Genomic DNA, 26,338 nt, shown 5'->3' on the forward strand with positions numbered 1-26,338 from the left:
CTATTTGCTGGCGTCCAGCGGTGCTTGCTCGAAGTAGCCCGTGGCGCCGTAGCCCACGATGCCACCTCGGTTGCGCAGGGTCATGCTAGCTAGACCGACCTTGCCAAGCTCATCGCCACCGATGGTGACCCAGTCACCCTGAACCGCGACAACCATGTTGGCGTGTACCCCAAGGCCTGCGGGGTAGCGGTAGAAAATGATGTCACCCACCTGAGGAGAGAAGTCCTTGTCGGTGACGAAAGCATCATGTGCCTTGTAGGCATCCATGAGCTGTTCGACATCCGTAACCAGCCATGGGTTCTCGGTTGCGGCAGCCGAATTCTCGGGCGTATCAAAGACCGGAACACCCGCGGATGCGAGCAGGAATGACAAGAATGGCGCAGTCCAGGAACCGGAGCAGTCGACCGTGTCTCCGAATGCGTCAAGGTTTGGATTCAGCTTCGATGTCTGGTTCGTAGCCGCAGGTGCAGAACCCGGCCTGGTGGCAGCAGCGGCGGCGACGGCATCTTCATCAGCGGTTGGGTCTGCGTCTGAATTCGGGTGCTCGCCGACCTTGGGGATAACGCTGCGGATGTCGGCATCAGTAGCGCCACACGCCAGGCCGAAGTAAACCTCAGGGGAGGGCTGCTCCTCGTACTGATAGCGCGCAACATCCTTCAGAGCCTGCTGATAGTAGGGGCGGTCTGCCTCGGTGCGGGGGAACGTGCCACCACGCCAAGCCAGAACATTGATAGGACCGAAGAGCGTGAACCACCCGGCGAAGAGGAATACCGCCGTCAGTACCAGGATGGACACAGGCGGGATAGCGGCGCGAACACGTTGCAGCATGCTCGGTGAGGATGCGTTCTCCTGGCCGTCGTCAAGCGATGGTGAGGAAGACTCAGACCGTGGTGCGTGAGGCTGCTGTGCGGGCACAGGCGCGGGTGAATCGGTGGTCATATCTTCCCAGGATAGTAGGCGGCGCTGCGGTCGTCCTTGGCGAGTGCGTCTGAGCCGTACGTAATGGCATAGTCTGCGGCTCCTGCTGCGGAAGGGGGCGTGCAGTTAAACTGTGGTTCATGACTTCATCCGACATGCGTAACGAGGCCGAGCACGACCCTCGTGAGGATCTGCCGAGCTTCCTGCGTGAGCCGGACAAAATAGACAAGCTTCTCTATGCATCGCTGATGCTGGTTGCCGTGTACGGCTTTGCAATTATCCCGTTCCGCGCGGTTTTGCTGCTCAAGTACACGTTTTTGCATACGTGGCTGACGGGCTCGAATCTCTCGGTGCTGATTCTCGCGTCGGAAAACGAGGATAGGCCGCTCTTCCTCTTCGCTGTTGTGGTGATTGCGGCGCTGTCGACAATTAAGTTCATGCCGTTCTTCTACTGGATGGGCAAGAAGTGGGGCACGGAATTCATCACGATGAGTTTCGGCGGCCATCCACCGCGATGGTTTAAGAAGATGGAGAACTTCATCTATGAACGCATCGGGCTGAGTGTGCTGGCATCGTTTGTGCCATTCTCGCCGATTCCGGCCACGATCGTCGTGGCCATCGGTGGTATTGCGAAGGTGCGCGGCTGGGTAGTAGGTGTGTACCTCTTCCTCTGTGCCGCAATGCTCAAGTGCTTCTACCTGTACTTGGGCCTGAAGTTTGGCCCAAGTATCCAGGGCTCCCTGCAGACGATTGACCGGTACGTCACCTACATCACCTTCGCGCTGATTGGCTGGATGTTCCTATCCATCTGGTGGAAAAACAGGAAGCCGGGCGGCCAGGCGGCTTAATCCTGTTCGCGCTCAATCAGCGGTAGCGGGCTGTACTTGTCACGCAGCGCCTTCAGCGACAGATCGTGAGCGTGCAGGCGCTTGTCCTCATCCGTCGTCGGCTGGAAGTGCGGTACCGGCTGTGGGTTGAAATCGTCGTCAATTGCGACATAAGTCATGGTCGAGTGCAGAGCCTTGCGCAGTCCGCCGACACCCTTGCGGGGCTCACAGCAGTAGACCTGCACCGACAGGTGCATCGAGGTCGTGCCGGTGCGCAGGATGCGTGCGCGCACCTCAACTAGGTCGCCAATGTGGATTGGGTTGTAGAAGCGAATACCACCTGCGTACACGGAAATAGTCTGGCGTCCCGCCCAGTTGGTGGTAACTGCCGTCGCAGCCTCATCAATCCACTCCATGGCGGTACCGCCGTGGACGTTTCCGCCCCAGTTAACATCGGTCGGCTTTGCCAGGAAACGTGTGGTCAGCTCGGGTGCAGAGGAATCCGCGGAGTACGTTTGCGCGCGCATGCTGGCTTCGATGTCGCGGCGGAGCTCAAAACGGGAAAGAGCGGCCTTTTCAACACGCTCTTCTTCCTCCGTTTGCGGCACCCACTTCGGAACCGGTGTCGACTTACCATTTTCATCCATGGCCACGAAGATCACTAGGCAGTCAGCTGCGCGGGTGAACTTGCCCTCGCGCGGATCAGCTGAGAGCACCTCGTTGACGATGTGCATAGAACTGCGACCGGTATGCGCAATCTTGGAGCGCACCTCAACGATGTGGCCGCTGGGAATCGGGCGAGTGAAGTGAATGTGACCGAAGTACGCAGTCACGCAGTAGCGTCCCGACCAGCCGGTCGCACAGGCGTAAGCGGCCTTGTCAATCCACTGCAACACACGGCCGCCGTGGACGGAATTGGTTCCGGCCATAATGACATCGGTCGGCGACGCCATAAAACGGAGTACAAGAGATGGTGACGCTGGAGCGTGCACCTGTTCAGCTTTTTCAGTTGACTGCGTATCCATATATGAAAGCATAACTCTAGGATGAGGTTATGGTATCCAAAATCTCGCCTTTCGACGTTCGCAGCGCTCTTTCCACCGCCGCACCCTGGGCGGCGCAACGTCTTCTCGGCCGCGAATTGCTATCTGACCAAAAGGCTGCCTCCTTCGCCGGGGCAGATGGGGCGCAGGGGCCGTCGTTAAGCCGTGCGAGCCTCGCCAAAGCGGTGCGTCTGTCCGTGCGGATGCTCGCCCAAGAGGCGCCGGGGCATAGCGTCGAGGTGCGCGTGCCGCCCTTCGTCGCGGTCCAGTGCATTGAGGGGCCCAGGCACACACGCGGTACGCCGCCCAATGTCGTGGAGATGTCGCCGGAGATTTGGCTGGGACTCGCGTGCGGAATGATCACGTTAGAGCAGGTGCAGGCGCACATCGATATGTCGGGAACGCGCGCGGCGGAAATTGGGAATCATCTGCCGGTGGCGCGCATTTCTTAAAGCCCGTGGGGGGATGCTGAATTGGTGCCCAGGCGGGTGGGGCTATTAGTGTGAATGTCGTGGCCGATACCAACATTTCAGGTGCACCAAAGACCAAACTTTTGCCAATTTCGCCATACGACGATTTGGGGGAGACATCCCCGCGCGAAGAATGTGGCGTTTTTGGCGTTTGGGCACCTGGCGAAGACGTGTCCAAACTCACCTACTATGGCCTGTTTGCCCTGCAGCATCGCGGCCAGGAAGCCGCCGGTATCGCAGTCGGCGACGGCGACCAAATTCTCGTATTCAAGGACCTGGGCCTTGTTTCCCAGGTTTTTGATGAGCAGACGCTCGACGCTCTGAAGGGGCACGTAGCGGTGGGGCACACGCGCTACACCACCGCTGGCGCTCCTGCGTGGGAGAATGCACAGCCGATGTTCCAGATGGCCTCCGACGGCACGGACATCGCGCTGGGGCACAACGGCAACCTGACCAACCACCTCACGCTGTTCCATGAGGCGGTCGACAAGGGCCTGCTGCGTGAAGAGGGCGAGCTGCCCAGTGACTCCGCAATCATGACCACTTTGCTTGCCGACGAAACCGGCAAGATTGACCACCCCGAAGATTACGGCTGCAGCACCAATGTAGAAGCGGCCGCGATGGCACTGCTGCCGCGTTTGAAGGGTGCTTTCTGTCTTACTTTCACCGATGGCGAGACGCTGTACGCCGCGCGTGACCCATACGGTGTGCGCCCGCTGTGCCTGGGGCGCCTGTCCGGTGGTTGGGTAGTCGCATCCGAGACTTGCGCGCTGGATATCGTCGGTGCATCGTTCGTCCGCGAGATCGAGCCAGGCGAGATGGTGACCATTGATGCTTCCGGTGTGCGTTCGCAGCGTTTTGCCGAGACCACCCACGCTGGATGCATTTTTGAGTACGTCTACCTGGCGCGCCCGGACTCCAACATCCGTGGTCGCTCTGTCAACGCCGTGCGCCTTGAGCTAGGTCGCCAGTTGGCGCGTGAGTTCCCGGCTGACGGTGACCTAGTAATGCCGGTGCCGGAATCCGGAACCCCGGCGGCGGTTGGCTATGCCCAGGAATCGGGCATTCCGTTTGGTCAGGGTCTGACCAAGAACGGGTACGTGGGGCGTACCTTTATTCAGCCTTCGCAGACGATTCGTCAGCTGGGCATCCGACTGAAGCTGAACCCGCTGAAGGAAGTTATTGCCGGTAAGCGCTTGGTAGTGGTCGATGACTCCATCGTCCGCGGCAACACTCAGCGTGCCCTGATTCGCATGCTGCGTGAGGCTGGTGCGAAGGAAGTGCACGTGCGCATCGCCGCGCCGCCGGTGAAATGGCCGTGCTTCTACGGCATTGACTTTGCCTCTCCGGGCGAGCTGTTGGCCAACGGCGTGGATGAAAATGACATCGTCGCCGGTATCGCAACCGCGATTGGTGCCGACAGCCTGGGATTTGTCTCCATCGATGGCATGGTCGCCGCTTCCGAGCAGGCAAAGACCGAAGTCTGTTGTGCCTGCTTCGATGGCAAGTACCCGCTGGGTCTGCCGGAGGGCAATCCGAATGCGGCAGCTGTGGAGAGGATGCAGGCAGCCCAGGCTGCCAAAGCCGCAACGAGCAATTAGCCTCGAAACCTCCTTAGAATGAACTACGAGAACTGAACCGAGAACGAAGCGCAAGCGGTGCTGTGGATTGCAGCCGTTGCTTTGTTCCCGGTCCGCCAATACTCCCGGATACGGCAGTAACGCCGCCCGGGGGAGAAAGTTTAAAGCGAGAGCCTCTAATGACCGAGAACGTTTCTGGTGCTTCCTATGCTGCAGCCGGCGTCGACATCGAAGCCGGCGACCGCGCCGTTGAACTATTCGCCCCGATTGCCAAGAAGGCCACTCGCCCAGAGGTCCGTGGCGGGCTCGGCGGTTTTGCCGGCCTGTTTGCACTGGGCAACTACGAAAAGCCGCTGCTGGCCGCATCCTCCGATGGTGTGGGGACCAAGTTGGCCGTGGCGCAGGCCGTCGGCAAGCACGACACCATTGGCCTGGACCTGGTCGCCATGGTCGTCGATGACCTGGTTGTGTGCGGCGCCGAGCCGCTGTTCCTGCAGGACTACATCGCAATTGGCAAGGTCGTGCCGGAGCACGTCGCCGAGATCGTTTCCGGCATCGCCGAGGGATGCGTCCAGGCGGGTTGCGCCCTCCTGGGCGGCGAGACTGCAGAGCACCCGGGTGTGATGGAACCAGACGAGTACGATGTCTCTGCTACCGGCGTCGGTGTCGTGGAAGAGGACAAGCTTCTCGGCCCGGACCGCGTGCGTGAGGGCGATGTCATTATCGCCATGGAGTCCTCTGGACTTCACTCCAACGGCTACTCGCTGGCTCGCTACGTTCTCCTGGAGAAGGCCGGTCTGGAGCTCGACGGTTACGTCGAGGACTTCGGGCGTACCCTCGGTGAGGAGCTGCTGGAGCCAACCAAGATTTATGCGAAGGACTGCCTGGCTCTCATGAACGAGGCAGAGGTTCGCACTTTCTGTCACGTCACCGGTGGTGGATTGGCTGGCAACATGGTCCGCATCATGCCGGAAGGCCTGACCGCTGACATGAGCCGCGCAACATGGACCCCGGGCCCGATCTTCAAGACCATTGCTGAGCTCGGCAACGTCTCTCGCGAGGAGATGGAGAAGACCTTCAACATGGGTGTTGGCATGGTTGCGATTGTTTCTGCAGAGGATCGCGATCGTGCACTGGCTCTGCTGACTGCCCGCCACATCAACGCTTGGGAGCTGGGTACTGTCCGCAAGAGCGAGGAGGGCGAGGACGGGGCTGTTTTGCGCGGCAGCCACCCGCGCTTCTAAGCGTCGGCCTGCATCCGGTCGGGCGGCCGGGATGCGGCGGCTGGTCTACTGCGGAGGGCGGCCAACTGCTGCGACGGGGCGGTCTAGATCCGGGGTTGCACAACGGAGATCCCCAAAAACCACGGGCTGCAAATGTGAAACTGTTTGAGTTTATGACACTTCCGAGCCGTTTTTCGGGCCATTTTTGTCATAAATGCAGTCAGTAACTCGGATTGATCCGCCGTGGCCGAGCATGATCGGCCGAACATAAACGCAGTCACTAAGCAAAAACAAGCACCCACCAACGGAATCGTTGGCGGGTGCTTGTTTTATTGAAATAGAAACGCTTTGCGGAAAATACGACAGCGGTTAGCTTGCGCTAGCTGTCGCGACCAGCGCCTGAGGCCCATTCCTCCCAGTCAGAGTAATAGTCGTCTCGATCGGACTCGTTCGACTTGCCGACGAGTTCCCGCTGCAGACGCTCCAAGTCCATTTCTGGTGAATCGTACTTGAGCTGACGGGCAACCTTCGCCTGCTTTGCTTTCGCACGGCCGCGACCCATGGCCTGACCCCCTTGTGTAATCCGTGGGACGGCACGGGGATACGGCCGACCCACTTATGTCTTATTGCGTTAATTCCTGTAAGACACCATAGCCGATTTTTAGACGAAGGGGTTACGCGGGGAGGCCCATAGTGGGTTGTGTCCTCGCGCTCAGGCAACTCAATATGTACTGTGACCTGGGGGAATAACCTTTCTGAAAAAGAATGGAAAAAGTTATTTTTTCACCACTCTGTCTGGTGGCTTTACCTATTTCCCGTTACTTATTTCCCACGCAGGCGGTTGATGGCCACACGACCCGGTGGCAGCTGCTCGACGCGGTCGATGGAGGAAGGGTCGACGGCCACGGCGCAGTCACCCACCACAAGGCCCTCGCGTTCCTGCGCCGAGCGCTTAAGCAGAGCCAATGCAATCGGGCCGTAATCGACATGTTGCACGACGGTGCCTACGCGGCCCACGGCGCGCTTGCCCATCATCACTGGATCGCCGGTTTCCGGCAGAGTAGCTGAGCCGTCGAGCTGCAGCATCACCAAAACTCGTGGGGAGCGACCAACATTGTGGACTCGAGACACAGTCTCTTGGCCGCGATAGCAGCCCTTGTCCAAGTGCACGGCAGCCGTGTCGAATTCAGAGGCAATCCAGCGCGGAGCCTCATGCGGAATCATCTTCTCATCTACATCGATTCCCAGCTCTGGCCGCAAGGAGACTACGCGTTCGGCCTCCCAGCCCATCAGGCCAACTGGGGAGGCGCCAGCGGCCACCAGCGCGTCCCAAGCACCGACTAAATCCTGTCGGCGCACGAGCACATCCACACGTCCTCCGCGTGGCCAAGGCAGGTGCCGGACATAGGAATGCCCCACCGTCGTAGCCTTGCCCACCTGCGGGAATGCGAGGCCGGCGGACACCAGTACCTCAGGGGCATTCGGCCCCATGACGGAAATAACCGCCCGTTCTACCTCAGCAATTTCCACCTTGGACCAGAACACCATCATGTTCAGGTACTTCAGCAGGGAGTCGAAGCCAACAGGGGGCACGTCGATAAGCACGGAATCGTCCAAAACAGTCAGCGTCATGTGGTGGAGAACGTGACCGTTGGCATCCAGGTTCAGTGCTTCAGTGACAGTGCCGGGGGTGGCATCGTCGACCTTCTGTGAAAAAAGTGTGTTGAGGTAGGTCAGGCAATCCTCGCCAGTAACCTCAATAACGCGGTAGTACGAGCGATCTACTACTCCGCAGTCCTCCTGTAGATGACGTTGCTCTACCAGTGGACGGCCGTAGTGCCATGCCACGCTAGCTTGCCCTGTGGTTTGCTCAACGTTTTTCGCTGAGGTTCCGTCTGAGGCGTTCTCTGAGTCCTTCTCTAAACCTTCCGTCTGTCCGCCCAATTCGAGGGCAGCGGCACCAGCCACGTGAGACATCAAAGGACTTACATACTCAACACTCACTCCCTCATGTTAACCAGAAATCCCCAAATTAAGCATGGATTAAGCTTGTGTGTATGACGGATTCGCTTTCTTCTCTAGTGCTTATCGACGTCTTCGCAGACGGTGGTCCGATTGCTGTCGAGGCAGGACAGCCGTTCCTCTACGCGGACGATCTCGGAGCTATTCGCGGCGACGGAGTTTTTGAAACACTCCTGGTCAGGGGTGGTCATACCTGTAATACCGACCGGCATGAGAAGCGATTCGCATCGTCAGCGCTAATGCTGGATTTGCCAACCCCGGACCTGGAGCAATGGCGGGCGGCTACCGAGGTTGCACTACGGGAGTTGCGCGATAGGTCAATTGAGGGGGATGCGACGTTGCGGTGGGTTTACTCGCGTGGTCGCGAGTCCACTGGAAGGCCGACTGGCTACGTTTTGGCAAGCTCCGCGGAAAAGGTGGCGGAAAATCGCCTGAAGCCGGTATCGGTCATGCTTGCAGAGCGTGGTTTCTCGCTCGACCTTGGCTCCCGTGCACCGTGGGCGCTCATCGGCGCGAAAACGTTGTCATACGCAGCTAATATGGCCGCATTGCGCTATGCCAAGTCCAAGGGTTTTGACGATGTCATCTTCACCTCCGCAGAGGGAAAGCTCCTGGAAGGCCCGACATCGACCATCATCGTTCAGCGCGGCAATGAGCTGCTGACCCCCAATCCCGGTGAAGGAGTGCTGCCGGGCACGACTCAGGCAGCGCTGTTTGAAACAGCTGCCAACTGCGGCTGGAAAGTCACTCCGACGGTTCTGGTACCAAGGGACCTATTCACCGCTGATGCGGTGTGGCTAGTGTCCTCGGTGCGCATCGCGGTCGTGGTTAAGTCCATCGATGGTGAGCCCATTCCGCAGCCGGATGTAGCTGCGGAAAAGGAATTCCGTGACCTGTGTGACGAGGCGCTGGCGATGCAGTAGGGCTTGTCGCAGTAGGGCGCCAAGCAGTAACGTAGTGCGCAAAGTAATAGAGCCCCGCAGGCAGGCCACACAGCGCCCGTCGTAAAGCGGGGGGAGAACCTAGCCTGCGTAACGCTTGAGCTGCGCGGACATACGGGGAGTGAATTCCTCATCCCGCAGGCGCTCGTCCACCCAGCCGAGATCGTTGTTCGGCATCAGGCCGTAGAGGCGCTTGCCCGGGCCAAGTGATGCTGGACCGGTAGCAGTGACCATTGTGGAGGCTGCCTGCAGCTCCCATGCGCGCTCGGAGACCGGCTTGCCGTAGTAAATCTCAGTGACGCCGGTGGAGTGGACGCAGATGAACTCAATCTCGTCATCGTTGTTGATGCGCCAAAATCCCGTTTCGCGCTGGTCAGGGCCGGTTGGTTTGCCTTCTTCATCCAGCTTCCAGATGCGCGACTCATACTTCAGGTAGTTCTCGCCATCGTGGCTGAAGATAACCTGCTGGCCGAAGTTGTACTCACCGTCGACGACGGTGTTTGCCTGCCCCTCACCGCGCCACACGCCGACCAGCGGCAGTAGTGCCAGCAGGCCGTCGTGAATATTCGGGCCGAAGCGCAGGTTAGCGGTCTCGTCAGGGATCGGGAGCCCCTCAAGCTCAGTGATGTTGCGCGTAGCGGTGCTCTTGGCCTGCTCGGCCGCGCGGTTAATGGCCTCGTTGCCGTCGAGGCGAGGGGCTGCCGCAGCTGCAGGCTCCTGTGCAGCGGCGTCTGTCTGGTTGCTGCCATTGTTCTCGGTCATGCTTCACACTCTACCGCTGAAGCTCTTGTGGCCATGTATGGGCTGTTGGCGCATGGTGCCAACGCTGCAACGACGTTTAACGGCGATGCTTGACGACGGCCTTAGCGACGCACCCGACAGTTCTTCTCCGGCAGCTTCTCCGTGGATTGTGCTGACGCCTCGGCATCCTGTTGGGATGTCGGCGGCATGAAGTTCGTTGGCGACACGGTGCACAGAATCTGTTCGCCTTCGATGGTGATAGAACCGCCCGACACGTACACGCGAGTCGCCGGCATGCCCATCGGTATATCCGAATCTCGCAGTGTCAGAGCGAAGGTGTCCATGATGTGCTGCGTATCAGCCTCAGACAGCTCAGCTTTGACGTGGCTCTTAGAATCCGTCGGGGACGAGGGCGCAGAAATAATCTCCATCGGCGTAATGACCACGTCGCGGCTGACAATGCGCAACTTCGCCGTGACCTGAGTTTTTCCCTGCCATCCGGCTGGTGTGGCCTCGAAAATTGCCTCGGTCTCCCAGCCGCCGGTGGGGGAGGAGTCCTTCAGACTCTGGATGCTCAAGTCCGTCAGCCCCAGCTTGTTGCCCAGAGAGACGCCGTCGAGCGAGAGCTTGGTGAAGTACTGCTTCGTCGGCGACTCTGGGAAATCTCCGCTGAGCACTGCCGATGCTGGGACCTTAACGTTGGACGCTCCGTACTCCAGAGATACCAAGCCGAAGTCGGGCACCTCCGCATCGCGGATGCGCGAAGTTACGGAGCTCCACTTACCCGTAACAAAAGAGGACAAGTAGGCCTTGCCACCGATGGCGACGTATGGGGTCATCTCCAGCTGCGCAGTCTCTTGAATATGCTCGGAGAGCTTGTACTCCGCATGGCTGGCGAAGCCCATGTCGGTGGCGATCACCAGCGCGGCAACGGCGAGGATGGAGCCACCGATTTTCTTCTGTCGTCGGGAAATGGACACACTCTATTAGTACCCCATCGCTTTTGGCCCAGCGGACATCGGGGAAGTGTTGAATCCGCGGCTGTGTATAGGGTGGGGCGTATGAACGTAACCGAACTGCTTGACGTAGACACCACCGCCGCCAGTACGCTACTGCAGCGCGCCCACTCCACCGACGGCGTGGGCGCGTTCGGCGAGGCTTTCGTCCGAGGGCTCGACGACGACTCTTTCGGGCATCGACACTTTGCGATTATCAAGAACGACCGTTATTTGGGCCTGGCAGCCGTTGCGCCAGATGCTATGGAGATGGTTGTTGATCCGGAGTTTCGCAGGCAAGGCGTGGGAGCGAAGCTGCTTGCGCACATCGATGCTGAAGTCGGTGAGCGTCTGCCTATCTGGGCTCACGGTGATGTCGCCGGTGCCAGCCGCTTGGCAGAGTTGACGGGACGCAAGGTTGTCCGCGAGCTGTTGCAGATGTCCGTTTCGGGCTCAGCGTTGGAGAAGGCGGCGGGGGACGTCGATAAGCGTGATGATGTTGAAGCCTTGACCCTGACTGCGGCACGTGCGAAGTGGGGCGCGGCAGCGGTAGATCGAGCGTGGTTGGCAGTGAATAACGAGGCGTTTGATTGGCATCCGGAGCAGGGTGGTTGGTCACAGCCACAACTCGATCGCGCTCGAGATGTGCAGTGGTTCGACCCGGAGGGCGTGTTCTTTGCTGCGGATGTAGCCGGGGCGCGCGACAGTGCGGAGGAGATTTGCGGTTTCCACTGGACGAAGTGGCACGCTGAGGAGTCTGTGCCAACTGGTGAGGTCTATGTGATTGGACTGAGCTCGAAGGCGCGCGGACGTGGTCTGGGGCGATGGTTAACCAATGTTGGGCTTTCCCATCTCCGGAGCCGGGGAGCGGAAAAGGTAATTCTCTATGTCGAAGGCGACAATGCGCCGGCAGTGCGCACTTACCGTGCGGTCGGCTTTGAAGTGGCTCGCCGTGATGTGATGTACGGCGCGTAAATGTGACGGTTTGGTTTATTGGAGGCGAGTTGTTGGGGAGGGGGTGAGTTATTGGAGAGGGTGAGCTTAGGTTTGTCTCAGTTTTAGGTGGTTTTCCTCTGTCGCGGGGCAATGATATTTGTGATTTTGGGGAGATGCTGTCCAAACTTCAGTGTTTCAGGGGCGCATTTTAGGGCCTCTTACAGGGAAAATGAGGATATATAAAGAATTGCTTGCGACGTTCACCAATTGTTAATGTTCTGAAAAGGTTCCGGTTACTATCGCTAGATAGGTTCAGCGCAGTGGACCGGAGTGTGGCGGTTCCACGAGAACTGTTTCACTCATTGTGTAAACCCGGAGGATTTACTGTGCTGAAGAAGAACCGTGCGGCATCCGTCATTGGCCTGGCCGCTGTTGCAAGCCTTACCCTGGCTGCTTGTGCTGAAGGGCCAACGCTGCAGGGCGAGGGCGCTACCTCGCAGCAGCGTGCAATGGACCTGTTCGCCACCAAGTTTGAAGAGGCCGGCTCGACCCTGTCGTACAACGCATCTGGCTCTGGTTCCGGTCAAACTCAGTTCATTGCCGGCACCGTTGCTTTCGCTGGCTCCGACTCTCCGCTGAAGGAGAAGGACGGCAAGGACCAGGTTGCAGAGGCTAAGAAGCGCTGCGATGGTAACGATGCATGGCACCTGCCGATGGTTATCGGTCCGGTTGCCGTTGCCTACAACCTCGAGGGCGTTGATGTCACTCTGACTCCGGCTCTGGTTGCTGAAATCTTCGACGGCAAGATCACCAAGTGGAACGACCCGAAGATTGCTGAGGTCAACAAGGACGCGAAGCTGCCGGAGAAGGACATCAAGGTTGTCTACCGCTCTGAGGAGTCCGGTACTACTGATAACTTCATGAAGTTCCTGAGCGCAGCTGCTCCGGAGCAGTGGAAGCACGAGGCTTCCAAGTCCTTCCCGACTGCTACTGGACAGGGCGCTAACGGCTCGGCTGGTGTTGTCGACGAGGTTTCCAACATCGACGGTGCTATCACCTACGTTGAGGCTGGTTTCGCTAAGGACAAGGACCTGGGCATTGCCAAGATGGACTTTGGTCATGGCCCGGTTGAGCTGAACAACGACACCGTCGGTAAGGCTCTGGATTCCGTCACGTTCAAGACTGAGGGTCACGACATGGTTGTTGACACCGACGCTCTGTTCGCAATGGATGAGAATGGCGCTTACCCGCTGATTCTGACCACCTACGAAATCGTCTGCTCCGCTGGTTACGACGAGGAGACTCGTGACCTGGTTAAGAGCTTCCTGAAGGTTGTTCTGGAAGAGGGCCAGGGCCCAGAGCTCGAAGAGCGGGGTTACATCCCGGTTCAGGGTGAGTTCAAGGACAAGTTGTCCGCAGCGGTTGACGCTATCAAGTAATTCGTTGCGCGCAACGCGGGTGAAAGCAGAGTTGGCTCTGTTGTTACCCGATTGGCGCGAGGATTACTTCAGCCGGCCACGCAGATTTGAGCTGTAGGCCGAAAACCTGACGTAGACCGGTTGGCTTTATATATCGACACCTCAGTTGATTGGGTACCGCTCGTAGAGGGGTACTGAGGCCAATCGGTCTTCATGTGCGTTGAAGCACAAATCACTTCTACTTAGGAAATGAGATCATGAGTTCCTCGACTCCCATTGAAGGGAAGCAGGAGGCTGTAGACAGCAGTCTGTTGCAGTCCTCAGCACCGCAGGTGGATTCCTCCGGCGACGAGAGCTCGGAAGAGCAAGCCATTCAGTCCGGCGTTGTTCGTCCTGGTGACCGAATCTTCAAGATTCTGGCGGTAGGATCTTCCGCATTGGTGACTGCTGCCATCATCGCAATTGCAGTGTTCCTGCTCCTGCGCGCAGTTCCGGCAATGTCCCGTAACGAAGCGAACTTCTTCACCTACACCGAACGATGGAACCTGGCGGATACCTCCGCCATGTACTTCGGTATTCCGAACATGTTTCTGGTGACCGTCGCGGTTTCCATCCTGGCGCTGATTCTGGCGATGCCGGTTGCGCTGGGTATTGCCATCTTCCTGACTGCCTATGCTCCAAAGAAGATGGTCAAGCCGCTGGGCTACCTCGTGGATTTGCTGGCCGCAGTGCCGTCGATTGTTTACGGTCTGTGGGGTTTTATGGCTCTCGGTCCGGCATTGGCCGGTCTGTACGGGTGGTTGGCTAAGACACTGGGCTTTATCCCGATGTTTGCCCTGTACCCAAACTCGCCGGCCTTCGAGACTGGTCGAAACCTCTTCACCGGTGGCATTGTGCTGGCAATTATGATTCTGCCGGTTATCGCGGCTACCACCCGCGAGGTCTTTGTTCAGACCCCGCGTGGTCACATTGAGGCATCGCTGGCTCTCGGTGCGACCCGTTGGGAGATGGTCAAGCTGGCCATTCTGCCATTCGGTCGTTCTGGCTTTATCTCCGGCTCGATGCTGGGTCTGGGACGTGCCCTCGGTGAGACGATGGCTCTGTACCTCGTAATCTCTCCGTCTTCGGCATTCCGTGGTTCGCTTTTCGACGGCGGTACCACCTTCGCAACCGCAATTGCCAATGCTGCACCGGAGTTCAATGACAACCTCAAGGCCGGCGCATACATGTCCGCAGGTTTGGTGCTGTTCTTGCTGACCTTCGTGGTCAACTCCGCAGCCCGAATCATTGCGAAGAAGTAGCAAGGTCGTAGGAAAAGAAACGAGAAGTAACAATGACTAGTTCAACTACTGATTCTTCGCCTCACGGCCCCGCAGACATGGTCCCCACCACGGAGTCGGCATTCACCCAGATTAAGGGTTCCCGCAAGGTAGCGGACAACGTCTCCACGGTCCTCATTTACTTCTGCATGGCTCTTGCCCTGATCCCGCTGGTGTGGGTTCTCTTTGAGCTTGTCGTCCGAGGTACCCCGTCACTGCTGAGTGGTGAGTGGTGGACTGCTTCCCAGCGCGGTGTCACCCTTGGTGCATCTGCCGGTGGTGTTGCTCACGCAATCGTCGGTACCTTGGTTCAGGCTCTGGTCACAACTCTCATGACCGTGCCATTCGGTATCTTCGTCGCTATCTACTTGGTCGAGTACGCAGGTAACTCCCGCTTGGGCAAGGTCACCACCTTCATGGTCGACATCCTCTCCGGTGTGCCGTCGATTGTTGCGTCGCTGTTCATCTACTCGATGTGGGTGGTCATGTTCGGCATGAGCCGCTCCGGTTTCGCCGTGTCGCTGGCACTGGTTCTGCTGATGCTGCCAATCGTTGTCCGCAACACCGAGGAAATGCTGCGTATCGTTCCGCACGAGTTGCGTGAAGCCTCTTACGCTCTGGGTGTTCCGAAGTGGAAGACCATTTTGAAGATCGTGCTTCCGACCGCACTGTCGGGCATCGTCACCGGCATCATGCTGGCCGTCGCCCGCGTCATGGGTGAGTCCGCACCGATGCTGATCCTGGTTGCAACCTCGCGAATCATTACCTACAACCCGTTCGGCCAGTCGCAGTCCTCGCTGCCACTGTTCATGCTGGACATGTACAAGGCCGGTAATACCGGTGCGGCATTCGACAAGATGTGGGGCGCAGCGCTCACGCTGGTTCTCACCATTGCCCTCATCAATATCCTGGCGCGCGTCGTATCCGCCAAGTTCTCCGTCAAGAGCAGTTAATGCTGGGCGCCTAACGTCCGCTATTTCAAGGAAGGTTTTTGAAAGACCATGGCTAAGCGCCTAGACCTTAACGATGTCAACATCTACTACGGCGATTTCCACGCTGTGCAGAACGTCGACCTGCACGTCCCGCCGCGTTCCGTTACCGCATTCATTGGCCCGTCCGGCTGTGGTAAGTCCACCGTGCTCCGTTCGCTGAACCGTATGCACGAGGTCATCCCGGGTGCCTACGTCACTGGCGAGGTGCTTCTCGACGGCGAAAACATCTATGGCCCGAAGATTGACCCGGTCTCCGTTCGTAACACCATCGGTATGGTGTTCCAGCGTCCGAACCCGTTCCCGACCATGTCCATCGAGGACAATGTCGTGGCTGGCCTGAAGTTGGCCGGTGTTAAGAACAAGGCTCGTCTCCAGGAGGTTGCCGAGAAGTCCCTGCGCGGCGCCAACCTCTGGGATGAGGTGAAGGACCGCCTGGACAAGCCGGGCGGTGGCCTCTCCGGTGGTCAGCAGCAGCGTCTGTGCATCGCACGCGCAATTGCAGTTGAGCCGGAAGTTCTGCTGATGGACGAGCCGTGTTCCGCACTGGACCCGATTTCCACCCTGGCAATCGAGGACCTGATTCACGAGCTGAAGGAAGAATTCACCATCGTCATCGTGACCCACAACATGCAGCAGGCAGCTCGTGTGTCCGATCAGACCGCATTCTTCTCCCTCGAGGCAACCGGTAAGCCGGGTCGCCTGGTCGAGGTTGGCCCGACCAAGAAGATCTTCGAGAATCCGGACAAGAAGGAAACCGAGGACTACATCTCCGGTCGCTTCGGCTAAACGCTTTGCGTATGCCTTAATGGCCAAAATAATCAAAAAGTAAGAGCCCCGTACCTCACGCGTGTGCACGCGAGGTACGGGGCTCTTTTTGTTGTTGCGGTTTATGAGATTGCTATGTCGAGCACATGTTTTGCCACCCGATTGTCTAACCGCGGAGGTGTTTTGTGCCGGGGCACACAGTTTTTGTGGCGGGATCAAACAGTTACTGACTAGGTTTATGTCAGATGAATAGCGTTTACTCGCAGTAAAGTGTCATAAACCTAGTCACTTTCTCGGGGTGGGGCGGTGTTTAGCTGGGGGAGGTGTTTGGCTGAGGCGGTGTTTGGCTGAGGCGGTGTTTGGCTGGGGCGGTGTTTAGCCTGGTGTGACTTAAAAACGGCTCCACTCCGGCCTGAAACCCGCCGAGCAGTCCAACACCCAGCCCAGCTCAGCGGCCCAACACCCAGTCCCCTGAGCAACCCAACACCTAGCCCAGCAACCTGCAACTCCACGAACCTACATCCGCAGGTGACGCTCCAAGGCCTGCAGGCGTTGGTTAAAGCTGCGCTGGTCGCGCTCGTCCTCAAGCTTGTCCAGGTAGACATCGCGCTTGTAACCGGTGGCCAGGTAAACAATCCGGGCTGCAACCTCGACGGCGTGATCCGCGTAGCGCTCGTAGAAGCGACTCAGCAGGGTGACATCCACCGTCTGCGCAGGGGTGTGTGGCCAATTATCGTCGTTGGTCAGCGTAAACAGGTGCTGGTGGATGTCGTCGATGCTGTCATCGGTCTTATCTAAGGCCAATGCCTGGTCAACGTTGTAGTCGATGAGCACCTGACGGGTTTCGTGCGTCATCTGCTCAGATACAGTGGCCATCTCGTGGAAGAATCCCTCCACGGGCTCCGGCAGTGCCTTGTTCGGGTGGCGACGTCGGGCAACGTTGGCAATATGCACACTCAACGCGCCCATGCGGGAAATGTCCTCCACAATGTAGAGGCCACTGACAATCTGCCGGAGGTCACCAGCTACAGGAGCTTCGCGCGCCAACAGCTCAAAGGCCCGCTGCTCCGCATCCTGGCGCAGGTCCTCGAGAGAATCAATCTGGGAAAGAACGGTTTCAGCCGAGACTAAATCAGCCTCAAAGAGGGCCTTGTTCGCAAGCTTGTGCATGGATCCAACTCGGTCACACATCACAATCAGGCTGTGGGCCAAGTTGTCCATTTGTTCTCGGTAGACAGTGCGCATGCGTTCCATAGTAGGCAATCCTCAACAAGGTCGCGCGTTAGTGGGGAACCCCCAATTACCCCTCGTAAAGTTATGTAAACACTCGCTCAGAACCGAAGCTTAGCCACCGGAGTGCATAATCTCCGCGCCTTCAGGCACGGTGTCATCCTCCGGGTCGTCCAGCCAGCCCTCCGGTAAGACCACCTTTGCAGGGGATCCCTGTCGGCCGCGGGCGCCGTCGGCGTCCTCCGGGCGGGCGTGGGCGCTGGGGCCGTCGTAAAGCGGCGTGAGAATCTCGTCGAGCGTTGCCAGCGAATCGACACGAGCGAGGGACTTGCGCACCTCACCGCCTGCAGGGTATCCCCGCAGGTACCAGGCGATGTGCTTGCGCAGGTCGCGGCAGCCCTTACGCTCTCCCTCGTGCTCCACGAGTAGTTCCGCGTGACGACGGATAATCCCCGCGACCTCACCAAATGTTGGTGCCGGCGGCACTTCTTTGCCACGCAGCTCGGCGGACAACTGCGCGAATAGCCACGGGCGACCAAGGCAGCCGCGACCGACGACGACACCGTCGCAGCCGGTCTCGTCGAGCATTTTGCGGGCATCGGTAGAGGCGAAGATGTCGCCGTTGCCAAGCACCGGAATATTGCTGAAGCCGGAGTCGACCATGTGCTCCTTCAACCGCGCGATCTGCGACCAGTCAGCGTGACCGGAGTAGCGCTGCGCCGCGGTGCGGGCGTGCAGAGCCACAGCCTGGGCACCCATCTCGGCGGCGATGCGGCCGGCATCGAGATGCGTGTGGTGCTCGTCGTCGATACCGACGCGGAACTTCACGGTCACCGGGATGTCGGTGCCCTCCGTGGCCTTGACAGCAGCGGCGACGATGTTGCCGAAAAGGCGGCGCTTATACGGCAGTGCTGAGCCGCCGCCCTTGCGGGTGACCTTAGGTACCGGGCAGCCGAAGTTCATATCGATGTGGTCGGCGAGGTTTTCGTCGACAATCATCTTCGCGGCCTCATAGGTCCACTTCGGGTCAGTGGTGTAGAGCTGCAGGCTGCGCGGGTTTTCGTCGGGCGCGAAGGTGGTCATGTGCATGGTCTTCTCGTTGCGCTCGACCAGTGCTCGCGCGGTGACCATCTCGCAGACATAGAGGCCGGAGACCGTGCCTGTACGCTGCAGTTCCTGCTCGCGGCACAGCGTGCGGAATGCCACGTTGGTGACACCGGCCATCGGAGCGAGTACCACGGGGGAGGCGAGCTCAAAGGGGCCGATGTGCATGTGCGAGGACGTGGCATCGGCGGGCGTGGCGGCACTGAGTGGACTCGTGGAGGTATCTAACACGTACAGTATTGTGTCACGCTGAACTGCCGTTTTCGAATCTGTTTTGGCAGGCTGATTGGATCGGTCGGTTAGCGCTGCGTGCGCGGATGCCTGACGACGACCACCGTTCGGCGGCCCCTCCCGCCGGGGAGCTCGGTGGTGTTGCGGAGAAGCTCCAGGATGCGGTTCGAGTCCTCGTCGAGGTGCTCGGTGGGTTCGTCGAGAAGCAGAATCGGCGCTGTGCTGACCAGCGCGCGGGTGAGGATGAGCCTGCGACGCTGACCACCCGAGAGACTGTCCGCGCCGCTGTCCAGAATCGTGTCGAGGCCGGCGGGTGCGGCGTTGACCCATTCGCGCAAGCCTACGGCATCCAGTACGGAGTAGATGACATCATCGCTGACCTGCGGGTTGCCAATGGAGATGTTGTCCCGCACCGTGGTGGCGAAAATGTGCTCGTCCTCGGCGATAAAGCGCACCAGGTCGCATGGGTGAATACTTTCGTGAGCCTTCCCGGCACTTGCTTCACTGCGCCACAGCTCACGGCCGTCTCCGTCGGCGACAACAACCGTGCCCGCAACTGGCGGCATCAGCCCGGCGATGGTTTTCAGCAACGTAGTTTTTCCGCTTCCCGACGGCGCCGTGATTTCCCGATATCCGCCAAAGGTGACCTCGAAGTTTTGCATCGGCAATTGAGCTGGCTGGGATGCTGCGGCATGCGCTGGCTGGGCAGCGGTCCCGTCCGTGATGTTCGAACTGTGGTCGTCGGGGTAGCCCACAATCAAGTCTTTTACCTGTAGCGTGGGCTGGAGTGTCAGCTGGCTTTGGGGCCGCATGGACGTGGGCGCTGGTGTGCCCTTTTCAGCCGGTGTATTCACCGCAGCAATATCTGCCTCAGCTGAGTCGCCTGTATTCGAGGCGAGCATCAGCAATGCTTCGCGCGATTGCGCCAGCGTCTGCGCCGCAGCTGGTAACGGGCCAACTGACTCAAAAGCAGCCAGCGGCACCAGAACCAGAACCGTCAGCCACTCGGGGGAGTGCACCAAACTGACCCCGGCGCCCCCAGAGCCCCCGGTGCCCGCGGCAGAGGCCGTCACCAACCACGAGGCGACGACCACGGTGAGGACAGCCGTCAGCACGCTGGCCGCGGTGCTCAGCGCTGAGGCACGGGCATTTGCCCGGCCAGTGGCGTCATCGATGGCCGCAACCTTCTTACTGGAGGCCGAGGCGGCAGAGACTGCCTCATCCAATTGACCGTGGATATGCAGACCCGCGGCGTCGGAAAGCAGCGTCTCGACGGCACCGGCATGCGCTTGCAGCGCGACCGTGCGAAGCTTACTCGAGTGCGCAGTGGCACGATATGTCAGGTAGGGCGCAACCCCGCCTGCGAGAAACAGCCCCACTGCCAGGAGAACCGCAGTGGTGGGGGAGAGCAGCGCTACGAAGATAATGGCGATGAGCGAGGTCATAAGCGCCACAAGCGCGGGCACGATTGAGCGCACGACGACATCGGCAAGCGCGTCAATATTCGTGCCCAGCGCCGTGACAATATCGGAACGCTCACGCAGCGCCAGCGTGCGATCGCCCACGAAATGCTCCCACAGTTTCACCCGGGAGCGCTCGGCGGTACGCAACGCTACATCATGGGAGACCAGCCGGTCGAGGTATCGGAACGCAGCTCGCGAAATACCCAGCGCGCGCACAGATGTAACCGCCAGAGTGATGTCCATCAGCGGCGGCTTCTGCCAGGAACGCGTAATCAGCCACGCCGACACCACGGTCAGGCTCAGTGCGGACAGCAGCGTGATGGTGCCCGCCAACACTGGCCACACCAGGTCGCGGGGGCTCACCAGTCGACGAAGCGCTTGCAGGATAGTCATCGCGACTGCACCTCCACCACGTCGTCGGCCGCCGCAATCAGTAGCGGATCATGGCTGGTGGCAATCACCGTGGCTCCGCGTCGGGCACGTGTGCGCAGGATTCTAATCACGGACTGCGCACTGTCGGCATCCAAGTGGGCCGTCGGTTCATCGAGGAGGACGAGGTCGCGGGTGTCGTCGGCAAGCTCGCGCCGAAGCGCCTCCCGCTGACGTTGCCCGAGCGAGCGCCGCGAATTATCGCCGACCGCCGCCGCGTCCAGGATGGGCCGCTGGGGCAGCCACGCGATGCGCTGCAGCAGGTCCTGACCGTGGAGCATGCGCTTGCCGTCGCGGATAGTTACGGAACCCTCCAGGTCCTCGTGCACAATTTCGGCGACCGCGAGTAGCGCTGTCGTCTTGCCCACGCCGTTCGGTCCTGCCAGCACGGTTACCGCGCCGGGCCGCGCGATGGCGCTTAGATTACTGGGCCGCACGCCGTCTCGCCCCGGTGCAGAAAGGTGCTCGAACACGACCGTGGGGGCACTGGGAGCACTGCTTGACGACGTCCCTTCGGTCGCCCCCTCCACAGCTTCAGAGGTGGTGTCTGTGGAGTTCGGAGTCTGGTTGGCGTCCTTGGCCAGCAGTTCCGTGACCTCGGTGGCAGCGACGACACCGTCCTGAGCTGCGTGGAACTTCTGACCAACCTGGCGCACGGGGCCATAGATTTCCGGGGCGATGATGAGCACTGCCAGGCCAGTGGCCAGTGTCATGTGGCCTCCCAGGAGCCGGAATCCGATGCCGACGGCGATGAGGGCAATTGACAGGGTCGTGAGGAATTCCAGAACCGACGCGGACAGGAAGGCGATGCGCAGGACCTCCATGGTGGACTTCCGGTGGCGGGTCGACAGACGCTTGATTTCCTCGCTGGGGGCATCGGCCATGGTGTGTGCTTTGAGAGTCGGCAGGCCTACGACGAGGTCGAGAATCTGGCCGCGCACTGTACCGATATCGGCCAGGCGGCGTTCTGTGCGCCCCTCAGTGAGGCGGCCCACCAGCCACATGAACAGCGGAATTAGAGGCAGCGTAACAACCGCGATGGCAAACGACGAGAGGTCCAACCACGCGACCGCGGCCAGGGCCATCGGGGTAGCCAGTGCTGCGGCCACCAGCGCGGGGAGGAATTCCGCCACGTAGACGGCCACGCCATCGAGCCCGACCGAAAGCAGCGCGCGCCAGTGTGCGGTGTCGACCGTGCGGGGGTCGCGCAGAGCTAGGGCTCGCAGCGCACGGCTGCGCAGGTCTGTTGCCACACGTGCGCCAGCTGATTGGCCGAAGCGCACCAGGGCGTAGGAGCAGGCCACCCGAACTAGCACGGACGCGGTTGCTACCAGCGCAAACACTGTCCAGTTCGGAGTCGCCTCGCCCAGAACCTGCGCTGTAATAGTGCCAATGGCCAGCCCCAACGCGATTGTGGCACCTGTGCTCGCGGCAGTCAGTGCACCCGCGAAAATGACCCAACGCCACGCTGGGGCTGACAGCTTGAAGAGTTTCGGATCGACAGGAGCCACTTTTTAGAAACTAACCTCCAACGGACAGACGGCTACGAGACCTTACGCTCAGCCATCAGTCGCTTGCGGAATACCCAGTATGTCCACGCCTGGTAGGCAATCACCAGTGGGGTAATCACCAGCGCGGTCCAGGTCATGATTTTCAGCGTGTAGGGGTTAGAGGCGGAATTCCAGATATCGAGGGAGACGCCGTCGGCAAGCGTCGTCGGCATCAGATACGGGTACATAGCGCCGAAGACAACGGTCGTGACGGCAATAACGGCGATGGCGGTGGCGGTGAAAGCGATGCCGTCGCGGTTGGCCACGGTTGCGGAGATGGAAATGACCAAACCTGCTACTGCGATGACCACAACAGCCCACAGCCAGGTCTTTCCATAGACCAGCTGTGTCCAGATGAGGAACGCGCCACCGAAAATCAGCGCCGACAGGGCGGGAATTCGAGCCGCATTGCCGACCTCGCCGCGTAGCTTGCCGGCGGTCTTCAGCCGCAGGAAAGTCACCGCGTGAAGCGCAAACACAGCCGCAAACGCGATGCCACCAACCAGGGCGTACGGGTTCAGCAACCCCAGCAGGGCACTAAAACCGGAGTCCAGGTTCTTGTCGGCGTTCAGCGGTACACCACGCACCAGGTTGGCCACGGCCACGCCCCACAGAATCGGCGGCAGCCAGGAGCCGAAGATAATCGCCCGGTCACACCAGGCGCGCCAGCCCTCATCGTTGACCTTGGAGCGCCATTCCAGCCCGACAATACGGACAATTAGCGCCACCAGGATCAGGAAGAGCGGCAGGTAGAAGCCGGAAAACATGGATGCATACCACTCTGGAAACGCTGCGAAAAGCGCGCCACCTGCGGTAATTAGCCACACTTCGTTGCCGTCCCACACCGGCCCGATAGTGCCGAGCATCGCTTTGCGACGCGGTTCATCGCGGCCAATGAACGGCAACAGCATTCCGACGCCGAAGTCAAAGCCCTCGAGCAAGAAGTAGCCAGCGAAGAGGAACGCGATCAGGATAAACCACAAAACGGGAAGATCTAATCCGAACATGTCAGAGGTACATCCTTATCTACTTTGTGTCCTCAGTCGCGGAGACTTCGGAGTCGGGGCCGGCAGCGGACTGGGCATGGACCTTGTTGAATCGAACCGGGGACGAGACGATTGCGCCCAGATCGGTAGCGATTGGCGACGATGGACCCGCGTGCTCGGGGTCATTGCCGATGGCGTTGATTGCCTCAGCGGATTCGGTTGGCGGTCCGGCAATAACTGCGCGGCGAATCAACCAGAACCACACCACTGCCAAAATCAGGTAGAGCAGGGTAAAGCCCGCCAGAGTGATAAGCACCGTCGCCGGTGCATGGTCGGACACACCCATATCGACGGTCATGCGCAGCAGTTCCGTGCGCGGATCTCCGATGTGATCCGGGTTGGGGTGCACAATCCAAGGCTGACGGCCCATTTCCGTAAAGATCCAGCCAGCGCTACTGGCCAGGAACGGGAACGGAATTGCAAGGATGCTGCAAGTAGCGAAAATGCGGGCTCGCTTGCCCGTCGGCACGCGCCCCTTGCGAGTAAACAGCCAGGCGAAAAACGCGATGGCCAGCGAACCGACCATCAGGCCAATCATGGCGCGGAAAGACCAATACGTGACGAACAAGTTCGGGGAATAATTTCCCGGGCCGAAGAGCGCCTCAGCCTTTTCCTGCAGATCCTGCACGCCCTGGAGCGTGACGCCACTGAACTTTCCTTGCGCCAGGAACGGCAGCACCCACGGTACCTCGATAAGGTGCAGCACTGAATCACAATTGTTGTGCGTGCCGACGGTCAGAACCGAGAACATCGGATCCGTCTGCGTGTGGCACAGGGACTCGGCCGAAGCCATCTTCATCGGCTGCTGCTCGAACATGAGCTTGGCTTGGATATCGCCGGTGATAAACACGGCCAGTGAGCTGAGCACAGTAGTCCAGAGCCCGACCTTCATAGTCTTGCGGAACGTGCGCTCGTGGACATTATCGCGCTGACCACCGCGGCGGCTCTGAACCAACCACCAGCCGCTGACGCCGACAACAAGCGTGCCGGCGGTGAGGAAAGAGCTGGCCACGGCATGCGGAAAAGCTGCCAAGGCGGTGGAGTTGGTCAACAGCGCGCCCAAGTCCGTCAACTCAGCGCGGCCGGTTTCTGGGTTGTAAACCGCACCTACAGGGTGCTGCATGAACGAATTGGCGACAATGATGAAGTACGCCGAGATATTCACCGCAATGGCAACAATCCAAATCGAGAGCGTGTGCATCCAGGTGGGGATACGACCCCAGCCGAAAATCCACAGGCCCAGGAAAGTGGATTCCAGGAAAAACGCGATGAGACCTTCCAGTGCCAGTGGACCGCCGAAGACATCACCAATCATGCGGGAGTACTCCGACCAGTTCATACCGAACTGGAATTCCTGGACGATGCCCGTGGCCACACCCATGGCGAAGTTAATGATGAAGATGGTGCCGAAAAACCGTGTCGCGCGGTACCAAACATCGTTTTTCGTCGTGGCCCACAGCGTCTGCATGAGTGCGACCAGCGGGGCAAGGCCAATCGTGAGCGGGACAAAAATGAAGTGGTAGACGGTGGTTATGCCAAATTGCCAACGAGATATATCGACGACATCCATGTTTCCTCGACTGAATAAGTAGACATAAAAGATGCGTGTACTCCGTTTGGGTTTACCGAAGTTTGCATCAAGTGTCCGCAGTATTCCTGCTTACTAGTTCAGTCGGATAGGAGAAACAAAAAGTTCCTGGGTGTGAACTAGTCGACTCTCGAGGGGCAATTATTAAAAACAAGCGCGCAATTGCTAGGCTATTTTCTTGCGCGGGCCTTTAGCTCAGTTGGTAGAGCTACGGACTTTTAATCCGCAGGTCGCGGGTTCGAGCCCCGCAGGGCCCACGAAAGCCCCTGGTAGGTGGACTTTCATAGTTCGACTACCGGGGGCTGTTCCCTTTTTGTTCCCTGTTCAGGGCGTTTTTTTCGCAGTAACTTGCCCGGGGTGTATTAGTCGCCCGAGTGCCCGGGGAAAGGGGCGCATATTGGGCACGCATTGGGGCACAAATTCAGCGAGATACGAGAAAAAAGCTCGAAAATTTCCGGAGGGCGGCGCGCTAAGCCAACGTTTTACGACGTCACCCGCTGCGGCATGCTACTTCTCTCGCTTGTGGTAGCCCATGCGCGGCTTAAAGCCCGCCGGGTGCTTGAGCTGCGCGACAGCATCGGCGACGATCAGGCGGAAGCGCGGCTTCATAGGTGGCATCTGTGAAATCTGGAACCATCCGACTTCGGTCGATTCGTCATCAGCGACATATGGGATATCATCGCCGACAACGCTGCAGCGCATGGCGACATCCACATATGAGGTGACATCGCCATTTGGGTACTCGACAGGGCCAACGGCACCAGTGCCGAGCAGTGCTTCGACCGTGACATCGAGTCCCGTTTCTTCCTTTACCTCGCGCACAGCTGCGTCGTGAGGCTGTTCGTTCGGGTCGATGATTCCGGTGACCGGAGTCCATTCGCCATTATCTGAGCGACGAACCAGCAAGACCTCGGGCAGGGCGTACATTGGTGCATTCGGCGGAACATCGCGAATGACGATAGCCGTGACGCCGGGGAGCCAGAGCGGAGCGTGGCCCACTTTTTCGCGGAGCTGAACAATGAAATCCGGAGTTGCCATAGTGATGAGCTTATCCGAGCACCAGTAGTGCTCTTGGAAATAGTAAGAAATTCCAGTTCAGCCGTGGATTTTGGGAAAAGGGTACTTATCCTCTATAGTTCTTTACGTTGCCAAGAGCGCGCGCAAATGCAACGTGAATGTATTGCAGTTGCACGCAGATTTGCCATATGGTGGCACACTCTCTTGCAGCGTTAAGTCGGGCTCCCATCGTCTAGAGGCCTAGGACTCCGCCCTTTCACGGCGGCAACACGGGTTCGAATCCCGTTGGGAGTACCACTAAAAAACACAATGGCCCTGTGGCGCAGTTGGTTAGCGCGCCGCCCTGTCACGGCGGAGGTCGCGGGTTCAAGTCCCGTCAGGGTCGCAATTCTAAACACCAGTTCCGGTTGGAGCTGGTGTTTTTGCTTTTGGTTAGTGGTGTGCTGGGTGTCGGTGGGGGGTTAAGTAAAGAAAAGTGTGTCTTTTCCGG

General features: G+C 59.3%; 23 protein-coding genes and 3 tRNA genes. 13 read left to right on the forward strand and 13 right to left on the reverse strand.

Annotated elements, in window-relative coordinates; translation table 11 throughout:
* The gene (locus HMPREF2847_RS06580) at positions 1-939 is read right to left on the reverse strand and encodes a hypothetical protein (protein ID WP_070851896.1); all 939 of its coding nucleotides are present in this window, start codon (positions 937-939) and stop codon (positions 1-3) included.
* A 119-nt stretch (positions 940-1,058) separates the two neighbouring features.
* Here HMPREF2847_RS06580 and HMPREF2847_RS06585 point away from each other — a divergent pair, with 119 nt between their 5' ends.
* The gene (locus tag HMPREF2847_RS06585) at positions 1,059-1,766 is read left to right on the forward strand and encodes a hypothetical protein (RefSeq protein WP_070840991.1); all 708 of its coding nucleotides are present in this window, start codon (positions 1,059-1,061) and stop codon (positions 1,764-1,766) included.
* Here HMPREF2847_RS06585 and HMPREF2847_RS06590 read toward each other — a convergent pair.
* Positions 1,763-2,770, reverse strand: a complete 1,008-nt coding sequence (locus tag HMPREF2847_RS06590; RefSeq protein WP_038626488.1) for an acyl-CoA thioesterase — start codon at positions 2,768-2,770, stop codon at positions 1,763-1,765. The genes HMPREF2847_RS06585 and HMPREF2847_RS06590 overlap by 4 nt on opposite strands.
* Before the next feature lie 29 nt (positions 2,771-2,799).
* On the opposite strand from HMPREF2847_RS06590, the gene HMPREF2847_RS06595 reads away from it, so the two are divergent.
* The 3 genes from HMPREF2847_RS06595 (at position 2,800) to purM (ending at position 6,082) form a co-directional block, all read left to right on the forward strand.
* Positions 2,800-3,240, forward strand: coding sequence for a sterol carrier family protein (locus HMPREF2847_RS06595; RefSeq protein WP_038626486.1), 441 nt, complete (start codon positions 2,800-2,802; stop codon positions 3,238-3,240).
* A 50-nt stretch (positions 3,241-3,290) separates the two neighbouring features.
* Entirely contained in the window at positions 3,291-4,859 is a 1,569-nt protein-coding gene (purF, locus tag HMPREF2847_RS06600) for an amidophosphoribosyltransferase (protein WP_049193817.1), read from the forward strand.
* Between the two features lie 158 nt (positions 4,860-5,017).
* A complete protein-coding gene (gene purM, locus HMPREF2847_RS06605) occupies positions 5,018-6,082 on the forward strand; it encodes a phosphoribosylformylglycinamidine cyclo-ligase (RefSeq protein ID WP_070851897.1) in 1,065 nt (354 codons plus the stop codon).
* A gap of 358 nt (positions 6,083-6,440) precedes the next feature.
* Here purM and HMPREF2847_RS06610 read toward each other — a convergent pair whose 3' ends face one another.
* The gene (locus tag HMPREF2847_RS06610; protein WP_005511943.1) at positions 6,441-6,623 is read right to left on the reverse strand and encodes a DUF3073 domain-containing protein; all 183 of its coding nucleotides are present in this window, start codon (positions 6,621-6,623) and stop codon (positions 6,441-6,443) included.
* A gap of 260 nt (positions 6,624-6,883) precedes the next feature.
* Positions 6,884-8,038: a CAF17-like 4Fe-4S cluster assembly/insertion protein YgfZ gene (locus tag HMPREF2847_RS06615; protein WP_083327338.1), complete on the reverse strand. Its 1,155-nt coding sequence runs from the start codon at positions 8,036-8,038 to the stop codon at positions 6,884-6,886.
* Between the two features lie 80 nt (positions 8,039-8,118).
* Here HMPREF2847_RS06615 and HMPREF2847_RS06620 point away from each other — a divergent pair, with 80 nt between their 5' ends.
* Complete coding sequence (locus HMPREF2847_RS06620; protein WP_070851898.1) at positions 8,119-9,006, forward strand: aminodeoxychorismate lyase; 888 nt, start codon at positions 8,119-8,121, stop codon at positions 9,004-9,006.
* Positions 9,007-9,105: 99 nt separating this feature from the next.
* Here the strand turns inward: HMPREF2847_RS06620 and HMPREF2847_RS06625 are convergent, their stop codons facing one another.
* Positions 9,106-9,786 (reverse strand): heme-binding beta-barrel domain-containing protein, encoded by a 681-nt coding sequence (locus tag HMPREF2847_RS06625; protein ID WP_038626478.1) that lies wholly within the window; start codon positions 9,784-9,786, stop codon positions 9,106-9,108.
* A gap of 101 nt (positions 9,787-9,887) precedes the next feature.
* Entirely contained in the window at positions 9,888-10,745 is an 858-nt protein-coding gene (locus HMPREF2847_RS06630) for an LmeA family phospholipid-binding protein (RefSeq protein WP_070851899.1), read from the reverse strand.
* A gap of 81 nt (positions 10,746-10,826) precedes the next feature.
* Between HMPREF2847_RS06630 and mshD the strand changes: the two genes are divergently transcribed.
* The 5 genes from mshD to pstB all read left to right on the forward strand — a co-directional run bounded on the left by mshD (position 10,827) and on the right by pstB (position 16,211).
* Positions 10,827-11,735: a mycothiol synthase gene (gene mshD, locus HMPREF2847_RS06635; RefSeq protein WP_070851900.1), complete on the forward strand. Its 909-nt coding sequence runs from the start codon at positions 10,827-10,829 to the stop codon at positions 11,733-11,735.
* A gap of 347 nt (positions 11,736-12,082) precedes the next feature.
* Positions 12,083-13,135 (forward strand): phosphate ABC transporter substrate-binding protein PstS, encoded by a 1,053-nt coding sequence (pstS, locus tag HMPREF2847_RS06640; protein WP_049193813.1) that lies wholly within the window; start codon positions 12,083-12,085, stop codon positions 13,133-13,135.
* Positions 13,136-13,371: 236 nt separating this feature from the next.
* Positions 13,372-14,415: a phosphate ABC transporter permease subunit PstC gene (gene pstC, locus HMPREF2847_RS06645; RefSeq protein ID WP_049181149.1), complete on the forward strand. Its 1,044-nt coding sequence runs from the start codon at positions 13,372-13,374 to the stop codon at positions 14,413-14,415.
* Positions 14,416-14,492: 77 nt separating this feature from the next.
* A complete protein-coding gene (pstA, locus tag HMPREF2847_RS06650; protein WP_070851901.1) occupies positions 14,493-15,386 on the forward strand; it encodes a phosphate ABC transporter permease PstA in 894 nt (297 codons plus the stop codon).
* 48 nt (positions 15,387-15,434) lie between these two features.
* Positions 15,435-16,211: a phosphate ABC transporter ATP-binding protein PstB gene (pstB, locus tag HMPREF2847_RS06655; RefSeq protein ID WP_049193811.1), complete on the forward strand. Its 777-nt coding sequence runs from the start codon at positions 15,435-15,437 to the stop codon at positions 16,209-16,211.
* 495 nt (positions 16,212-16,706) lie between these two features.
* Here pstB and phoU read toward each other — a convergent pair whose 3' ends face one another.
* From phoU to HMPREF2847_RS06685, 6 genes are all read right to left on the reverse strand, one after another.
* Positions 16,707-17,444: a phosphate signaling complex protein PhoU gene (phoU, locus tag HMPREF2847_RS06660; RefSeq protein WP_083327340.1), complete on the reverse strand. Its 738-nt coding sequence runs from the start codon at positions 17,442-17,444 to the stop codon at positions 16,707-16,709.
* A 90-nt stretch (positions 17,445-17,534) separates the two neighbouring features.
* Positions 17,535-18,692 carry a tRNA dihydrouridine synthase DusB gene (dusB, locus tag HMPREF2847_RS06665; RefSeq protein ID WP_049181158.1) on the reverse strand — a complete coding sequence of 386 codons (1,158 nt, stop codon included), beginning with the start codon at positions 18,690-18,692 and terminating at the stop codon, positions 17,535-17,537.
* A gap of 131 nt (positions 18,693-18,823) precedes the next feature.
* The gene (cydC, locus tag HMPREF2847_RS06670) at positions 18,824-20,611 is read right to left on the reverse strand and encodes a thiol reductant ABC exporter subunit CydC (protein WP_070851902.1); all 1,788 of its coding nucleotides are present in this window, start codon (positions 20,609-20,611) and stop codon (positions 18,824-18,826) included.
* Positions 20,608-22,158 carry an ABC transporter ATP-binding protein/permease gene (locus HMPREF2847_RS06675; RefSeq protein ID WP_083327341.1) on the reverse strand — a complete coding sequence of 517 codons (1,551 nt, stop codon included), beginning with the start codon at positions 22,156-22,158 and terminating at the stop codon, positions 20,608-20,610. The genes cydC and HMPREF2847_RS06675 overlap by 4 nt, the downstream gene beginning before the upstream one ends.
* Positions 22,159-22,190: 32 nt before the next feature.
* Positions 22,191-23,204, reverse strand: a complete 1,014-nt coding sequence (cydB, locus tag HMPREF2847_RS06680; protein ID WP_070851903.1) for a cytochrome d ubiquinol oxidase subunit II — start codon at positions 23,202-23,204, stop codon at positions 22,191-22,193.
* Positions 23,205-23,223: 19 nt separating this feature from the next.
* Entirely contained in the window at positions 23,224-24,813 is a 1,590-nt protein-coding gene (locus HMPREF2847_RS06685) for a cytochrome ubiquinol oxidase subunit I (protein WP_070833163.1), read from the reverse strand.
* A 202-nt stretch (positions 24,814-25,015) separates the two neighbouring features.
* Between HMPREF2847_RS06685 and HMPREF2847_RS06690 the strand changes: the two genes are divergently transcribed.
* Positions 25,016-25,088: transfer RNA gene (locus HMPREF2847_RS06690), tRNA-Lys, on the forward strand.
* 250 nt (positions 25,089-25,338) lie between these two features.
* Here the strand turns inward: HMPREF2847_RS06690 and HMPREF2847_RS06695 are convergent.
* A complete protein-coding gene (locus tag HMPREF2847_RS06695) occupies positions 25,339-25,869 on the reverse strand; it encodes an NUDIX hydrolase (protein ID WP_070833160.1) in 531 nt (176 codons plus the stop codon).
* Positions 25,870-26,069: 200 nt separating this feature from the next.
* On the opposite strand from HMPREF2847_RS06695, the gene HMPREF2847_RS06700 reads away from it, so the two are divergent.
* Positions 26,070-26,145: transfer RNA gene (locus HMPREF2847_RS06700), tRNA-Glu, on the forward strand.
* A gap of 14 nt (positions 26,146-26,159) precedes the next feature.
* Positions 26,160-26,233: transfer RNA gene (locus tag HMPREF2847_RS06705), tRNA-Asp, on the forward strand.
* Positions 26,234-26,338 lie beyond the last annotated feature (105 nt).

Source organism: Corynebacterium sp. HMSC074C03, from assembly GCF_001838285.1.
GTDB lineage: Bacteria > Actinomycetota > Actinomycetes > Mycobacteriales > Mycobacteriaceae > Corynebacterium > Corynebacterium amycolatum.

Bases quoted from the DNA above. Each gene is read 5' to 3' on its own strand.
- HMPREF2847_RS06580 (WP_070851896.1), bottom strand. From the start codon at position 939: ATGACCACCGATTCACCCGCGCCTGTGCCCGCACAGCAGCCTCACGCA.
- HMPREF2847_RS06585 (WP_070840991.1), top strand. From the start codon at position 1,059: ATGACTTCATCCGACATGCGTAACGAGGCCGAGCACGACCCTCGTGAG.
- HMPREF2847_RS06590 (WP_038626488.1), bottom strand. From the start codon at position 2,770: ATGGATACGCAGTCAACTGAAAAAGCTGAACAGGTGCACGCTCCAGCG.
- HMPREF2847_RS06595 (WP_038626486.1), top strand. From the start codon at position 2,800: ATGGTATCCAAAATCTCGCCTTTCGACGTTCGCAGCGCTCTTTCCACC.
- purM (WP_070851897.1), top strand. From the start codon at position 5,018: ATGACCGAGAACGTTTCTGGTGCTTCCTATGCTGCAGCCGGCGTCGAC.
- HMPREF2847_RS06610 (WP_005511943.1), bottom strand. From the start codon at position 6,623: ATGGGTCGCGGCCGTGCGAAAGCAAAGCAGGCGAAGGTTGCCCGTCAG.
- HMPREF2847_RS06615 (WP_083327338.1), bottom strand. From the start codon at position 8,038: ATGTCTCACGTGGCTGGTGCCGCTGCCCTCGAATTGGGCGGACAGACG.
- HMPREF2847_RS06620 (WP_070851898.1), top strand. From the start codon at position 8,119: ATGACGGATTCGCTTTCTTCTCTAGTGCTTATCGACGTCTTCGCAGAC.
- HMPREF2847_RS06625 (WP_038626478.1), bottom strand. From the start codon at position 9,786: ATGACCGAGAACAATGGCAGCAACCAGACAGACGCCGCTGCACAGGAG.
- mshD (WP_070851900.1), top strand. From the start codon at position 10,827: ATGAACGTAACCGAACTGCTTGACGTAGACACCACCGCCGCCAGTACG.
- pstC (WP_049181149.1), top strand. From the start codon at position 13,372: ATGAGTTCCTCGACTCCCATTGAAGGGAAGCAGGAGGCTGTAGACAGC.
- pstA (WP_070851901.1), top strand. From the start codon at position 14,493: ATGGTCCCCACCACGGAGTCGGCATTCACCCAGATTAAGGGTTCCCGC.
- pstB (WP_049193811.1), top strand. From the start codon at position 15,435: ATGGCTAAGCGCCTAGACCTTAACGATGTCAACATCTACTACGGCGAT.
- phoU (WP_083327340.1), bottom strand. From the start codon at position 17,444: ATGGAACGCATGCGCACTGTCTACCGAGAACAAATGGACAACTTGGCC.
- dusB (WP_049181158.1), bottom strand. From the start codon at position 18,692: ATGCACATCGGCCCCTTTGAGCTCGCCTCCCCCGTGGTACTCGCTCCG.
- cydC (WP_070851902.1), bottom strand. From the start codon at position 20,611: ATGACTATCCTGCAAGCGCTTCGTCGACTGGTGAGCCCCCGCGACCTG.
- cydB (WP_070851903.1), bottom strand. From the start codon at position 23,204: ATGTTCGGATTAGATCTTCCCGTTTTGTGGTTTATCCTGATCGCGTTC.
- HMPREF2847_RS06685 (WP_070833163.1), bottom strand. From the start codon at position 24,813: ATGGATGTCGTCGATATATCTCGTTGGCAATTTGGCATAACCACCGTC.
- HMPREF2847_RS06695 (WP_070833160.1), bottom strand. From the start codon at position 25,869: ATGGCAACTCCGGATTTCATTGTTCAGCTCCGCGAAAAAGTGGGCCAC.